Here is a 13,349-nt window from a genome sequence, read left to right as displayed (position 1 = left end):
CCGATGAGCGAGCTGACGATCGAGCGCGTCGAGACCACCCTCCTCGACGTCCCGCTGGTGCGCCCGCACCGGTTCGCACGGACCGGGATGGACGCCCAGCCCCTGCTGCTGGTGCGGATCACCACCCGCGGCGGGGCGATCGGCACCGGCGAGGGAGTCGTCCCCGGCGGTCCCTGGTGGGGCGGTGAATCGGTCGAGACGATGCAGGTGATCATCGAGCGGTACCTGGTGCCGCTGCTGCTCGGCCGCCGGATCGACGACCTCGCCGGTATCCAGCAGGCGATGGACGACGCCGTCGCGAACAATCTCTACGCCAAGGCCGCCGTCGAGGTGGCCCTGCACGACGCGTGGGCGCGCAGCCTCGGCGTGCCGGTGCACACCCTGCTCGGCGGCCTCGCCCGCACCTCCGTCCCGGTCACCTGGGCGCTGGGCACCGAGTCGGCCGGCCAGGTGGTCGACGAGGCCCGCGCCAAGCTCGACGCCGGACTGCACACCAGCTTCAAGCTGAAGATGGGCGCCCAGGAACCGGCCGACGACGTCGCCCGCGTCGTGGAGGTGGCGCAGAAGCTGTCCTGCCTGGCCGGCATCCGGGTGGACCTCAACGCCCGCTGGGACCTGATCACCTCGCTGCGCTGGCTCCCGCGGCTGGCCGAGGCCGGCGTCGAGCTGATCGAGCAGCCGGTGCCCGGCGCCGAGGTCGAATGGCTGGCCGAGATCAACGCCGCCCTGCCGATCCCGGTCATGGCCGACGAGAGCCTGCGCACGCCGTCCGACGCCCTGCGGCTGGTGCGGCTGCGGGCCGCCGACGTCTTCTCGCTGAAGACGACGAAGTCCGGCGGGCTGCGCCGCACCCGCGCCATCACCGACATCGCGGCCGCCGCCGGCGTGCCCTGCCACGGCGGGACGGCGATCGAGGGGCCGATCGGCACGGCGGCTTCGCTGCAGCTGGCCTGCGCGGCTCCGGGCGTGACCTTCGGCAGCGAGCTGTTCGGTCCGCTGCTCATGCGCGAGGAGCTGCTCACCGAGCCCCTGCGGTACGCCGGCGGCGCGCTGCACCTGCCCGACGGTCCGGGGCTCGGCGTCGAGCTCGACCCGGCCGCCGTCGCCCGCTTCACCCGGGCCTGACGAGGAGGGAATGCACCGTGCTGTTCCACGTCCGCATGGACGTCGTCCTCCCCCGGGATCTCGACCCCGACGAGCGAACCACGCTGCTGGCCACCGAGAAGGCCCGGGCGCTGGAGCTGCAGCGCGCGGGCACGTGGGTGCACCTGTGGCGGGTGGTCGGCCACTACAGCAACATCAGCGTCTTCGACGTCGACAGCCCCGGCGAGCTGCACGAGATCCTCTGGAACCTGCCGCTGTTCCCGTTCATGACCCTCGCGGTGACCCCGCTGACGGAGCACCCCTCGGCCCTCTCGGCCAACCCCTGACCGCCCCGTGGCGACGGCGAACCCATTCGTTCGGGTGCGCGGAGAGGTCGCCCGGGACAACGCCGAGCACGGTAGGCCAGGCCGCACGCGCGTCATCGACCGCCCACGGGCGGTCGATGGCTGGCCGTTCACGGTCATGAAGGGGTGCACGACAGTCGGGGTCGACCTCCTGCAAGTCGGAGCCGGAACGGGTCAGAGGCGGTGGACGGCCTCTCAGCCCGGTTGAGCTCCTGTGCGTTCCCTGGGAACGCCTGACCGGGCCCGGACGTCGTCGTTCCGTGGCGGGTGGACTGGTTGCTCTGTTCGACGATGTCGCGGCACTGGCGAAGGCCGCCGCGGCGTCCCTCGACGACATCGGCGCGGCGGCCGGCCGAGCGAGCGCCAAGGCCGCCGGGGTCGTGGTCGACGACACCGCCGTCACGCCGCAGTACGTCCACGGGCTCGCCGCCGAGCGGGAGCTGCCGATCATCCGGCGCATCGCCCTCGGCTCGCTGCGCAACAAGCTGCTGGTCCTGCTTCCGGCGGTGCTCCTGCTCAGCCAGTTCCTGCCGTGGCTGCTCACCCCGATCCTCATGCTCGGGGGCGCCTATCTCTGCTACGAGGGCGCGGAGAAGGTGTGGCACAAGCTCCGGCCCGCCCACGAGGAACACACCGGCGACGAGGAGGTGCTGCCGGACGAGGACGCCGTGGTCTCCGGCGCCGTGCGGACCGACTTCATCCTGTCCGCGGAGATCATGGTGATCTCGCTGAACGAGGTGGTCGACCAGGGGTTCTGGTCCCGGGCGGTGATCCTCGCGGTTGTGGCGGTGGGCATCACCGTCCTCGTCTACGGCGTCGTCGGGGTCATCGTGAAGATGGACGACGTCGGGCTGCACCTCTCGCAGAAGCCCGGCCGGGCGGTCGCCGCGTCCGGGCGTGCCCTGGTGAGGGCCATGCCCCGGCTGCTCGCCGTCCTCACCGCGGTCGGCACCGCCGCGATGCTCTGGGTCGGTGGCCACATCCTGCTGGTGGGCAGCGACGAGCTGGGCCTGCACGCCCTCTACGGCGCGGTGCACTTCCTGGAGGAGGCGGCGCACGAGGCCGCCGGCGGGCTCGTCGGCTGGCTGGTCAACACGCTGGGGAGCGCGCTGCTGGGCCTCGTCGTGGGCGCCGTCGTCGTCGCGGTGGTCGGCCTCGTGAAGCGTCGGGTCAGCCGGCCGCGTTCCGCCTGACCACGTTGCGCTGCCCCGCCGGCCAGCGTCCTCCGGCGAGTTGACGGTCACCGAGGCGGCCACCACCGACACCGCGGCGCCGTTGGCCACACGCCGCTGGGCTCGAAGCCGGACCCGGGCGAGCCGGTACCGGCGCACCCCGATCGAGCTGCTCGTCCGTGTCGAGCAGCGCACCGCCGCCACCGCTGTGCGGCGGGACGACGAGGCGGTGGGCCAGCGCCATCGCGCCCACGGCGACGGGCCGGAACAGCGGGCCGTCGTCGTGGTCAGGCGGTGGTGGGAACAGGCGCGCCGGCGAGCTCGGCCGCCACGAGGTGGGCCAGCGTGAGGCCGCGACTGAGCGCCATCCCGCTGTTGTAGCCGCTGCCGAAGGTCGTCGTCGCCGCGCAGGAGCCGACCGCCCACAGCCCGGGGATCGGTGCGCCTCGTTCGTCGAGGACGTGTCCGTCGGCGTCGATGTGGATGCCGCTGGAGCCGATGGCGGTGCCGACCCAGAGCAGCCGCAGGCCGTGGAACGGCGGCTCCGCGACCGGACCGAGCACGGGGTTGGGCCGGTGGGACGGGTCGCCGGAGAAGCGGTTGACGAAGTCGATGGAGCCCCGGCCGAAGTCCGGATCCTCCCCGCGCTCGGCTGCGCTGTTGAAGCGCGCGGCCGTCGCCTCCAGTTGGTTCCCGTCGATACCCAGCGCCGCTCCCAGTTCCCGGAGCGTGGGCGCCGAGGTGACCAGACCGGCGGGGTACGGATCCCCCGGTGCGGTCTTCCCCAGCCCGTAGCGGCGGCGGTGCTCCTCGTCAAGGATCAGGTAGAAGGGCAGGTGGCGGTCTGCGGGGTCGAGTCCCCGGTGGACCAGGTCGGGCCAGTAGGAGTCGTTGCCGAAGCGGCGTCCGGACCGGTCCACGATGAACGCGTGCGGCATCGCGTACTCCGGACCGTTGACGACCTCGCCGCTCGGTAGACGCCAGCCGGGCACCATGGGCACGCTCGTGGCCGGGATGCGGGCCACCTTCGCGCCGACCCCGCGGGCGAGCCGGAGACCGTCGCCGCAGATGCTGTCTGGCGCCATGCTGCCGAAGTCCTCGGCCGAGAGACCGAGGAGTTCGCGCACCAGCGCTGGGTCGTGGTCGAAGGAACTGGTGGCCAGCACGACCGGCCCGCGGTGCTCGACCGCGGCGCCCGGCCCGCCTGGCGAGGTCTGGGCACGGACACCGACCAGGCCGCCCGCGTCGTCGCGCAGGAGCTCCGTGACGCGGGTGCCGGGGAACAAGGCGACGCGCTCCTCCTGCAACAGCCGGGCGAGGAAGCCCGCTACGAGGCCGGCGCCCAGCGTCAGCCGGTCGGCCGCTGAAGCATCGGTCGAGGTCGTGGTGGTGCGCCGTCCCTTGGCGAACAGCTCCTCGTACGTCGTGCCGGGCCGGAACCAGGGGCTCACCCGCACCCGGTCCCGCCACGACCCCAGCCTCTGGACGTCGACCGGCAGCGTGGTCAGGTAGCGACCCGAGGACAGCGCGCCGTCGACATCGGCGTGGTAGTCGGCCAGCCCTTGGATGAGCGTCCAGCTGACGGCACCGACCTCCTCCCAGTACTGCATCGCGGCGGGTGCGGCTCTCAGCCACCGCCGCAGCGCCGACTCGTCCAGCAGCTCCGGGTGCTCGTGCGCGAGGCCGCGGACGTAGCGCTCGGTGCGGTCCAGGTCGTCGGCGATCCCTGCTTCGGCGGCGACGTGGTTCGCACCGACCCACACCTGACCACCCGACCAGGCAGCCGCACCACCCAGCTGGTCAGCCGCCTCGAGCACGACCACGCGTCGGCCCCGCAGCGCGCAGCCCAGCGCCGTGGCCAGGCCGGACAGTCCCCCGCCGACCACGATCACCGGCCGGTCGTCAGCTCGTTCCTCAGTCGTCATCCTCGCGTTCCCTCTCGCCGGTGGAGGCAGTGCTGAAGGGTCGTCCAGACCACCCGGGCGGATTGCGTCTGAACAAGGTTTGCGATCGTCCCGAACCGCCCCCACCGTCCTCGGCGCCAACGGCGCATGTCCCTCGAGTACCCCGTCATCGCGACGCAGATCGGCGCCACGTGGTGTCCGCGTCGACACGATCCTGCCTGGATCGGTCCGGACGCCTGCGATGGCGTCAGCGGTCGAGCGCGACGCCAGAGGCTCGGATCTCGCTGCGGGGAACGGGACGCGCGTACAACCTCGCGAGAGCGGGTGCTTCTCCCCTCCGAGGAGGCGGCTGCGGCGTCGGGGCGGAGCTGGTGGTCGACGTCGCGTTCACCGGTCGCCTCGGAGGCCCGGGCCTCCGCCGGGCTGCGTACGGCGAGCAGTGCCGGGCTGCCGGCGCGTCCCCTTCCGGAACGCAGTCGAGCCCGCATCTCGAGAGCGCGAGCCGGTCGGGATCCCGGCGTCTCCCCCGCGTGGGGCGGCGAGACGTCGTCGCCGAACGCCGGCCTCAGGAAGCTCGGTGCGACACGTGGTCGGCGTCGTCGGCCGGCGGCCGCGTGGAGGCGGGGCGGTGGAGGGCCGCGCGGACGGCGGGCAGGACGTCGGTGGCGAGCAGCTCGATGGACCGCGCGGTGGCGGCGAAGGGCAGCCCGCCGAGGCCGATCTGGGCGAGGAAGCGGTCGTGGCCGAGCAGTTCGTGCTCCCAGAGGACCTTGTCCACCACCTCGGCGGGGCTGCCGGCGAACAGCGCGCCCCGCGGACCCGCCCACTCGTCGAACGCGTCGCGCGGCAGGGCACGCCCACGGGCACCGGGCATGTTGTCGCCGATGTAGCGCGCGTAGTACGGGTAGAAGGTGTCGCGGGCTCCCTGGGAAGTGGGCTCGACGTAGAAGTGGCTGGTGACCCCGATGCGACTGCTCCCCCGGTCGGCGTCGTACTGGGCGGCGGTCTGCCGGTAGAGCTGGGCGAGCGGCGCGAACCGGGTCGGTGCGCCGAGGATGGCCAGGTACAGCGGCAGCCCGTGGCGGCCGGCGCGGACGACGCTCGCCGGTGTGCCGCCGACGGCGATCCACACGGGCAGCTGCTCCTGGACCGGCCGCGGGTGGATCTCGGCGTCCTCCAGCGGAGCGCGGTGCCGCCCCGACCACGTCACCTTCTCGTCCCGGTTGAGACGCAGCAGCAGCTCGAGCTTCTCGTCGAACAGCGACTCGTAGTCGGCCAGGTCATGGCCGAACAACGGGAACGACTCGACGTACGCGCCGCGGCCGGCGGTGATCTCCGCGCGGCCGCCGGAGATGAGGTCGACGGCGGTGAAGTCCTCGAAGACCTTCACCGGATCCGCGGTGGACAGCACGGTGACGGTGCTGGTGAGCCGGATCCGCTCGGTGGCCTGGGCGACCGCGGCGAGGACGACCGGCGGGGAGGCGATGGCGAAGTCCGGGCGGTGGTGCTCGCCGACGCCGAAGACGTCGAGCCCGGCCTGGTCGGCGAGCACGGCCAGGTCGATGAACTCGCGCAGCCGCACGGCGGGGTCCAGCGGGCGGCCGGTGGCGGGGTCGGCGGTGATCTCGCCGAAGGTGAACAGCCCGATCTCGAACGGGCGCTGCTGCGCGGTCATGGGCACCGCCTCTCAGGTCGTCGGAAAGGCTCGGCTGCTCGCCGGTGGCCGGGGTGGCGCCGGTGGGGCTCAGGCGGCCTGGAAGGAACGCCGGGAGAGCCCGACGCCGTAGCCGTCCAGCGTGGTGACCACCGGGGCGGTCGGGTCGGTGGCCGCCCCGAGGGCGACGAACAGTGGGGTGAAGTGCTCCACGGTCGGGTGCGCGTAGGGCATCCCCGGGGCTGCGGTGCGGAAGCGGGCGAGTTCTGCGACGTCACCGCGGGCCAGGGCGTCGGCCGCCCAGGCGTCGAAGTCGGCCGACCAGCCCGGCACCTTGTTCTCGGTGAACATCTCCCGGGTCAGGAACGGCAGGCCGTGGGTCATGTGGCCGGAGCCGACGACGAGCACGCCGGACTCGCGCAGCGGCCGCAGCCGCTCGCCGAGCGCCAGCAGCTTCTCCGGGTCCTCGGTGGGCAGGGACAGCTGCAGCACCGGGACGTCGGCCGCGGGGTACATGATCTTCAGCGGCACCCAGGCGCCGTGGTCGAGCCCGCGGCGGGCGTGCTGGTGCACCTGCTCGGTGTCCGGCATCAGGCCGGTCACCCGCCGGGCCAGCTGGCCGGCGTCGGGGGTGTCGTAGCGGAACGTGTAGTACAGCGGGTCGAAGCCGCCGAAGTCGTAGACCAGCTCGTCGGGCCGGGCGGCGCTGACCGACAGCGGCGCGGACTCCCAGTGCGCCGAGACCATCAGGATCGCGCGCGGCTTGGGCAGCGAGCGGGCCCAGCCGTGCAGCGGGTCCAGCCACGCACGGTCGGCGAACGGCATCGGCCCGCCGCCGTGGGACAGGTAGAGGCTGGGCAGCGGCCCGTCCTCCGGCGTCCACGGCCGGTGCGGGTCGGCGGCCTCGAGCGCGCTGACGCGGCGCAGGTGCGCGGCGAACGGGTGCGCGTCGGGGATGCGGGCGTCGGCGACGGCGGTCGTGGTGGACGCGGGCGTGGTCATGCGGACTCCTCGAGGGTGGTGGGAGCGGGATCGGCTGCGCCGGGTCAGGCGTGCACGGGCTGGGCGGTGCGCCGCCGGCCGGCGACCAGGTGATCGACGCTGAAGCGCCCGGCGCCGGCGGAGGCCAGCAGCAGGGCGGCCGCCCCGAGGACGACGACGAGCTCGTAGCCGCCCTGCTCGGCGAAGACGCCGGCGCCGGCGTGGACGAAGACGAACGCGCCGATCATGTCGAGCAGCAGGAGCAGGCCGGCGACGGGGACGGCGAGGCCGAGGATCAACGCGGCGCCGCCGGCGAGCTCGACGATGGCGGCGAACCACGCGGCGGCGGAGGCGGCGGGCACGCCGACCGAGTCGAAGAAGGCGGCGGTGCCGTCGATGCCGAAGGTGTTCAGCTTCTGCCAGCCGTGGGCGACGAAGACGAGGCCGACGGCGATGCGGATCAGCAGGACGGCGAGGTCACGGGCGGGAGCGGGAAGAGTCATGGCGGATCCTGTCGATGCCGAGGGGGCCGGGTGGTCGGGTCGTCAGGCGATGACGGCGAACCCAGCGGTCCAGCCGATCTTCTCGCCGGCGGCCAGGCCGATCTGCAGGAAGCCGAGTGCCTCGAGCTCGCGGGCGCGGCGCAGCGAGCCGGCGTCGATGGCGCGCAGCCCGCCGGCGGTGACGATGCCGGCCAGCAGCGACTTGGCGTCGGCGTCGTCGCCGGCGATCAGGACCGTCGCGGGCTGGTCGCCGACGGTGCCGGAGGCCAGGGTGGCGGCGAAGTTCGTGTTGAACGCCTTGACCACGCGGGACTGCGGCAGCGCCGAGGCGATCTCGGCGGCCGCGGAGCCGTCGGCCGGAACGACCAGGGAGTCGAAGGTCGCCGTGTTCACCGGGTTGGTGATGTCGACGACGACCTTGCCGGCCAGCTGCTCGCCGCGCTCCGCGACGACATCGGCAACGGAGCCGTAGTAGACGGCGAGGACGACGACGTCACCGGTGACCGGCCTGCCGGTGTCCCCGTGGCCGATCAGCTCGACGGTGTTGCCGCCCCTGCGCACGAGACCGGCGATGGCCTGCCCCATGTTGCCGGTGCCGATGATGCTCACGTGTGCCATGTCGCTGCTCCTGACCTAATTGGTTGTTGCGACAACTGTCATCATGCGTGAGCGTACTTGTTGCGACAACCATTCCGGATGAGGATGTGACCGTGGACACCCCCTGGCTCGACCGCCGCCAGCTGCGCGCGTGGATCCGCCTGCGCGGCGTCCTCGAGCTGCTCCCCGGCGTCCTGGATGCGCAGCTGCGCCGGGACGCCGACGTGACCGAGTTCGAGTACTACGTGCTGGCGATGTTGTCCGAGGGGCCCGGTCGCACGCTGCGCATGACCGAGCTGGCCCGTCAGACAAATGCCACGCTCCCCCGCCTCTCGCACGTGGTGAGCCGCCTGGAGGCCCGCGGCCTGGTGGAGCGCTTCCCGTGTCCGGAGGATCGCCGGGCGACCAACGCCCGGCTCACCGCGACCGGGTGGACGAAGGTCCAGCAGGCGGCTCCCGGCCACGTGAACAACGTCCGGCAGCATGTCATCGACGCGCTCACCGACGAGCAGATCGACCAGCTCGCCGCCATCGGCGACGCCCTGCTCACCCGCCTCGATCCGACCGGGTCGATGGCCCCGACCTACACCCGCTACGACCAGCCCGCCCCCTCAACCCAGACGCAGGCCGCCGCCGGCTGCTGACAGGAGGGAGAACGCCGGCACCTGCGGATCGCGCGCCGTCATCGCCCCGTCGACGTCGTGCCCGCCCGTGCGCCGGCCCGCCCGGCGCCCGGGTGATCCGACGCGAGAGGCACCGCTCGAGGGTTTGAGTGCATGAAGAGTGCACGTCACAGTCGTTGGCCGCTGCGAAACGCCCTGATCAGGGCCTTGCTGGCTCCCCCGATTGGACTCGAACCAATAACCCTGCGATTAACAGTCGCATGCTCTGCCAATTGAGCTACGGGGGACGGGCGGGCGTGGCCCGCGCGCCCGGCAAGGTTACCTCACCTCGTCCGTGGGACCGGGACCGCCCCGCTGAGCCGACGAGTGGGCGTCGCCACAGGTAGCGTGATCGCCGACGTTCCCAGCCCCCGGAGGTCTTCGTGGCGAAGCTGTCCTTCCTCGCCGGTTTCGGCGCCGGCTACGTGCTCGGCGCCCGCGCCGGACGCGAGCGGTACGAGCAGATCCGCCGGGCGTGGGAGCACGCCAAGGACGACCCGCGGCTGCAGAGCGTCGCGGGCATGGCCCAGGCCCGCGCCGACGCGGTCGCGCAGTCGGTCAAGGCGAAGATGGGCAGCGACGCCCCGCGCTGACCTACGGGCGGTCGTCCGGGGACGGCGCCGGTGCCTCGCGCTCGGCCTGCACCTGGACCTCGATGTTCGTGCGATGCGCGACGGGGTCCCAGACCTCCTCGAGCGGCGCGAGCACCGAGCCGCCGATGCCGCGGCGCCGCGCGCGGATGCCCAGCCAGGCATAACCGGTCGGGACGCCGACGAGGACCGTGAGCCCGCCGACGGCGAGGAGGAGCTCGCTCACTCCGGCGAGTCCGCGGCGACCGCGTCGGCGAGCTTCTGCCGCGCGACCTCGCGCGCCTCGGGGTCGCTGCGGTCGGCGTCGTCGTCGAACACGACGGTCCACTCCCGCACGGCCTGACCCGGGACCCGCCGGGCCACCAGGATCACCCCTCCCCCTCCGGGCAGCGGGGCGCGACGGCTGGCGACGACGGTCTGGTCGACCCGACGGCGGACGACGCCGGGCAGGTCGCCGGCGTCGCTGAGCGCGTGCCGCTCGACCGGCAGCCGCGCCTGCACGCCGGGCTCGACCTCGGTCAGCGGGGTGACGGCGAACGTGCCGCCGCTGCCGGCCGCAGTCCACGCCGCGCGCCCCACCTCGTGCCACGCGAGCACGCCCACCTCCCCCGCCCGGTCCAGCGCGAGGTCGGCCGGCACGCGGCGCAGGCCACGGGACGTCGCCACCAGCCAACCGGCCTCGCGCGCCAGCACACCCCACGCCAGCACCCGCTCGTCGGCGTCGGGTGACGCCTGCACCACCGCGCGCACGAGCTCGGGCGGCCGGGCCCACCGGCGCCGGACGCGGTCGAGGACGCTCACGGGGTCAGCCCGCCCATGGCCCGCTCGCGCAGCGACCGCGCCTGCTGCTCCAGCGCCAGCAGCTTCATGAACGCCTTGTTGTAGGCGTCGGCCTCCTCGACCGGGTTCATCCGCTGCAGCCGGCCCTTGAGCGCGGCCACCTGCCGGACGGTCGCCATCTCCTGCAGCCGGGCGAGGATCGCGTTGACGTACCCGGTGTCCGACTCGCCCCCCACCGCGCGCATCGGCTCGACGGCGAGCGCGGTCAGCTGCGCCCGCGCGGTCTCCCGCTCGCAGTGGCGCGCCACCTCGTCCAGCCACTCCGGGCCGGTCACCCGCGCGGCCGCCGCTCCCCCGGCCGCGGCCACCGCCGCGGCCACCGCGGCGTAGTCGGGGTCGGTGTACGAGGCCGGCTCGATCGCGTCGAACGACGGGCCGGCGATCTCCGGCACCTGCAGCGCGGCCTTGACCGCCTCGCGCTCGACCCCGACCGCGACGTCGTCCGGGCTGCGCTTCGGCAGCCGCCCCCGCCCGCGGGACGGCTCGGGCTCCTCGCCGCCGCCCATCGCGCGGCGCACCCGGCGCATGACGTCGGCCTCGTCGGTGTCGCCGATCATTGCGGCCAGCCGGCGGACGTAGGCGGGCCGCAGCGCGTGGTCCTTGATCTGGGCGAGCAGCGGCGCGGTCCGCTCCAATGCGGCGACCCGGCCCTCGACGGTGTCGAGGTCGTACTCGCCGAGCGTGGTCTTGAGGACGAACTCGATCAGCGGCGTCCGCCGGGCGACCAGGTCGCGGACGGCGGCGTCGCCGTGGGCCTGCCGCAGCTCGCAGGGATCCCGCCCGTCCTGCTCGACCGCGACGAAGGTCTGCGCGACGAAGCGCTGGTCCTCCTTGAACGTCTTCATCGCCGCCGCCTGGCCGGCCGCGTCCCCGTCGAAGGTGTAGACGACCTCGCCGCGGAACTCGTCCTGGTCCATGAGCAGCCGGCGCAGCACGCTGATGTGCTCGGGCCCGAAGGCGGTGCCGCAGGAGGCGACCGCCGTCGTCACCCCGGCCAGGTGGCAGGCCATGACGTCGGTGTAGCCCTCGACCACCACCGCCTGGTGCCGCCGGGCGATGTCGCGCTTGGCCCGCTCGATGCCGTAGAGCACCGAGCTCTTCTTGTACAGCGGCGTCTCGGGGGTGTTGAGGTACTTCGGGCCCTGGTCGTCGTCCATGAGCTTGCGCGCGCCGAACCCGATGACGTCGCCGGTGATGTCGCGGATCGGCCAGATCAGCCGGCGGTGGAACCGGTCGATCAGCGATCCGCGGCTCGACTCCTTGGCCAGCCCGGCGGTGACCAGCTCCTGCTGGCTGAACCCCTTGCCGCGCAGGTGCCGGGTGAGGGCGTCCCAGCCGCCGGGGGCGAAGCCGCAGCCGAAGTCGAGCGCGACCTGGCGGTCGAAGCCGCGGTCGGCGAGGAACTGCCGGGCCGGCGCGGCCTCGGGGCTCTTCAGCTGCTCGGCGTAGAAGTCCGCGGCCGCGGTGTTCGCCGCGACCAGGCGGGCCCGCTGACCGGCCTGGGCGCGATCCGGCGCTCCGGTCGGCCGGCCGCCGTCGTCCTCGTACTGGAGCTGGACCCCGGCTCGCCCCGCCAGGTATTCGATGGCCTCGCTGAACGACAGGTGGTCGATCTTCTGCACGAAGGAGATGACGTCGCCGCCTTCCCCGCAACCGAAGCAGTTCCAGAGCTGACGCGTCGGCGTGACGTGGAACGACGGCGACTTCTCGTCGTGAAAGGGGCAGAGGCCCTTCAAGCTGCTACCGGCGCGCTTGAGCTGCAGGTGCTCACCGATGACGTCCTCGACCCGAGCGCGCTCGCGGACCAGCGCGATGTCCGCGGCCCGGATCCGTCCCCGCCCGGCCATCAGGCGGCGCTCGCAGCGGCGGCCCGGCGGCGGACCACCAGTTCGAGCCAGAGCAGGAAGACCTGGTGGTGCAGCGGCAGGGAGCCCTCGACGGTGAGCGTCGGCCGCTGGGCGAGACCGGCCGTGCCGCTCGCGGCCACCACCGCGCCGTCCACCAGGTAGCGGTGCGTGCCCTTCCACCACGACGGGGTGCGCACCGCGACCGCCGTCCCCTCCAGGTCGACCGTCCAGGTCCCCTTCCAGACCGAGACCTGGCCGGCGCGGCAGCGCGCGCTGCCCTCCGGGTCGAGGGCCCAGCGGGCGGTGAGCTCGCGGCGCTCCTTGGCGTAGCGCCACTCCTGGCCGTCGATGACCGCCGTGGCGGCCTCCTTCCAGTTCGAGGCGCGCAGCGTCGCCACCACGGCGCCGTCGCGGAGCACCGGCACGGTTCCTCTCTCCACACCGGCCGAGCCGGCCTTGCCCAGTTCGAGCACCCGCGCCTCCTCAGCCGATCCCCGGTGCGCCGGCGACGCTCTCGCCGGTCGCGCGGTAGAGGAGGTAGGCCGCCGTCTCGCGCAGGATGTAGCGGAACTGGGTCGCGCGGGTCTGCACCGCCGGCCCCTGCCGGGTCGGCGAGCTCTCCGCCTCGATGCCCGAATCCTCCGCCATCCGCTCGGCGCGCATGGCGTGCCACGGGTCGGTGACCAGCACGGCGGAGGTCCAGCCGCGGTCGGCGAACGCCCTGCCCACCACCCGCATGCTCTCCAGCGTGTCGACGCCCTCGGGCACGGCCAGCAGCGAGTCGACCGGGATGCCGGCGTTGGCGAGGTAGTCGCGCCCGGCCTCGGCCTCGGTGAACTGGTCACCGGCCTTCTTGCCGCCCACGGTCACCACCACCGGCGCGACGCCGTCCTCGTAGAGCGCAAGCGCGTGCTCCAGCCGCGCCTCGAAGATCGACGAGGGCACGCCGTTGTACTGCGCCGACCCCAGGACGACGATCGCGTCGGACCGCGGGCGGGAGTCCTGCCGGGCGGTGTACCAGATGGCCAGGGCGGTCGAGGTCACCAGCAGCACGACGGCCAGGACGACGGCCGCGACCACCCTGCCCACCAGACTGCCGAGCCGCACCCCCACGCGTCATGGGTACCACGCGGCACCGACGCCGTGCGGCG

General features: G+C 73.5%; 15 protein-coding genes and 1 tRNA gene. 5 read left to right on the top strand and 11 right to left on the bottom strand.

Annotated elements, in window-relative coordinates; all coding sequences use genetic code 11:
• Positions 1–3 precede the first annotated feature (3 nt).
• The 3 genes from AB3388_RS08190 (at position 4) to AB3388_RS08180 (ending at position 2,641) form a co-directional block, all read left to right on the top strand.
• Positions 4–1,125: a muconate cycloisomerase family protein gene (locus AB3388_RS08190; RefSeq protein WP_495410265.1), complete on the top strand. Its 1,122-nt coding sequence runs from the start codon at positions 4–6 to the stop codon at positions 1,123–1,125.
• Positions 1,126–1,142: 17 nt separating this feature from the next.
• Positions 1,143–1,430, top strand: coding sequence for a muconolactone Delta-isomerase (locus AB3388_RS08185; protein ID WP_495410264.1), 288 nt, complete (start codon positions 1,143–1,145; stop codon positions 1,428–1,430).
• 278 nt (positions 1,431–1,708) lie between these two features.
• Entirely contained in the window at positions 1,709–2,641 is a 933-nt protein-coding gene (locus tag AB3388_RS08180; protein ID WP_495410263.1) for a DUF808 domain-containing protein, read from the top strand.
• 266 nt (positions 2,642–2,907) lie between these two features.
• Here the strand turns inward: AB3388_RS08180 and AB3388_RS08175 are convergent, their stop codons facing one another.
• From AB3388_RS08175 to AB3388_RS08155, 5 genes are all read right to left on the bottom strand, one after another.
• Positions 2,908–4,545, bottom strand: a complete 1,638-nt coding sequence (locus tag AB3388_RS08175) for an FAD-dependent oxidoreductase (RefSeq protein WP_495410262.1) — start codon at positions 4,543–4,545, stop codon at positions 2,908–2,910.
• Positions 4,546–5,089: 544 nt separating this feature from the next.
• Positions 5,090–6,199: an LLM class flavin-dependent oxidoreductase gene (locus tag AB3388_RS08170; protein ID WP_495410261.1), complete on the bottom strand. Its 1,110-nt coding sequence runs from the start codon at positions 6,197–6,199 to the stop codon at positions 5,090–5,092.
• A 69-nt stretch (positions 6,200–6,268) separates the two neighbouring features.
• Entirely contained in the window at positions 6,269–7,180 is a 912-nt protein-coding gene (locus AB3388_RS08165) for a dioxygenase family protein (RefSeq protein WP_495410260.1), read from the bottom strand.
• Between the two features lie 44 nt (positions 7,181–7,224).
• Positions 7,225–7,662, bottom strand: coding sequence for a DoxX family protein (locus tag AB3388_RS08160; protein WP_495410259.1), 438 nt, complete (start codon positions 7,660–7,662; stop codon positions 7,225–7,227).
• A gap of 42 nt (positions 7,663–7,704) precedes the next feature.
• The gene (locus tag AB3388_RS08155) at positions 7,705–8,280 is read right to left on the bottom strand and encodes an NADPH-dependent F420 reductase (RefSeq protein ID WP_495410258.1); all 576 of its coding nucleotides are present in this window, start codon (positions 8,278–8,280) and stop codon (positions 7,705–7,707) included.
• Between the two features lie 92 nt (positions 8,281–8,372).
• Here AB3388_RS08155 and AB3388_RS08150 point away from each other — a divergent pair, with 92 nt between their 5' ends.
• Complete coding sequence (locus tag AB3388_RS08150; protein WP_495410257.1) at positions 8,373–8,903, top strand: MarR family winged helix-turn-helix transcriptional regulator; 531 nt, start codon at positions 8,373–8,375, stop codon at positions 8,901–8,903.
• 190 nt (positions 8,904–9,093) lie between these two features.
• Here the strand turns inward: AB3388_RS08150 and AB3388_RS08145 are convergent.
• Positions 9,094–9,169: transfer RNA gene (locus AB3388_RS08145), tRNA-Asn, on the bottom strand.
• 135 nt (positions 9,170–9,304) lie between these two features.
• Between AB3388_RS08145 and AB3388_RS08140 the strand changes: the two genes are divergently transcribed.
• Positions 9,305–9,514 (top strand): hypothetical protein, encoded by a 210-nt coding sequence (locus tag AB3388_RS08140; RefSeq protein WP_448624544.1) that lies wholly within the window; start codon positions 9,305–9,307, stop codon positions 9,512–9,514.
• Between the two features lies 1 nt (position 9,515).
• On the opposite strand, the gene AB3388_RS08135 is transcribed toward AB3388_RS08140, so the two are convergent.
• From AB3388_RS08135 to AB3388_RS08115, 5 genes are read right to left on the bottom strand one after another with little or no spacing between them, the layout of a single operon-like run.
• Positions 9,516–9,737: a hypothetical protein gene (locus AB3388_RS08135; RefSeq protein ID WP_495410256.1), complete on the bottom strand. Its 222-nt coding sequence runs from the start codon at positions 9,735–9,737 to the stop codon at positions 9,516–9,518.
• Entirely contained in the window at positions 9,734–10,312 is a 579-nt protein-coding gene (locus AB3388_RS08130; protein ID WP_495410255.1) for a hypothetical protein, read from the bottom strand. The genes AB3388_RS08135 and AB3388_RS08130 overlap by 4 nt, the downstream gene beginning before the upstream one ends.
• A complete protein-coding gene (dnaG, locus tag AB3388_RS08125) occupies positions 10,309–12,198 on the bottom strand; it encodes a DNA primase (protein ID WP_495410254.1) in 1,890 nt (629 codons plus the stop codon). The genes AB3388_RS08130 and dnaG overlap by 4 nt, the downstream gene beginning before the upstream one ends.
• Entirely contained in the window at positions 12,198–12,671 is a 474-nt protein-coding gene (locus AB3388_RS08120) for a hypothetical protein (RefSeq protein ID WP_495410253.1), read from the bottom strand. Before AB3388_RS08120 ends, dnaG begins: the two co-directional genes overlap by 1 nt.
• Positions 12,672–12,681: 10 nt before the next feature.
• On the bottom strand, positions 12,682–13,311 hold the full coding sequence (locus tag AB3388_RS08115) for a YdcF family protein (protein WP_495410252.1): 630 nt from the start codon (positions 13,309–13,311) through the stop codon (positions 12,682–12,684).
• Positions 13,312–13,349 lie beyond the last annotated feature (38 nt).

The organism is Geodermatophilus sp. SMS 5-13 (genome assembly GCF_059428245.1).
This window is presented reverse-complemented; position numbering and strand designations above follow the sequence as displayed.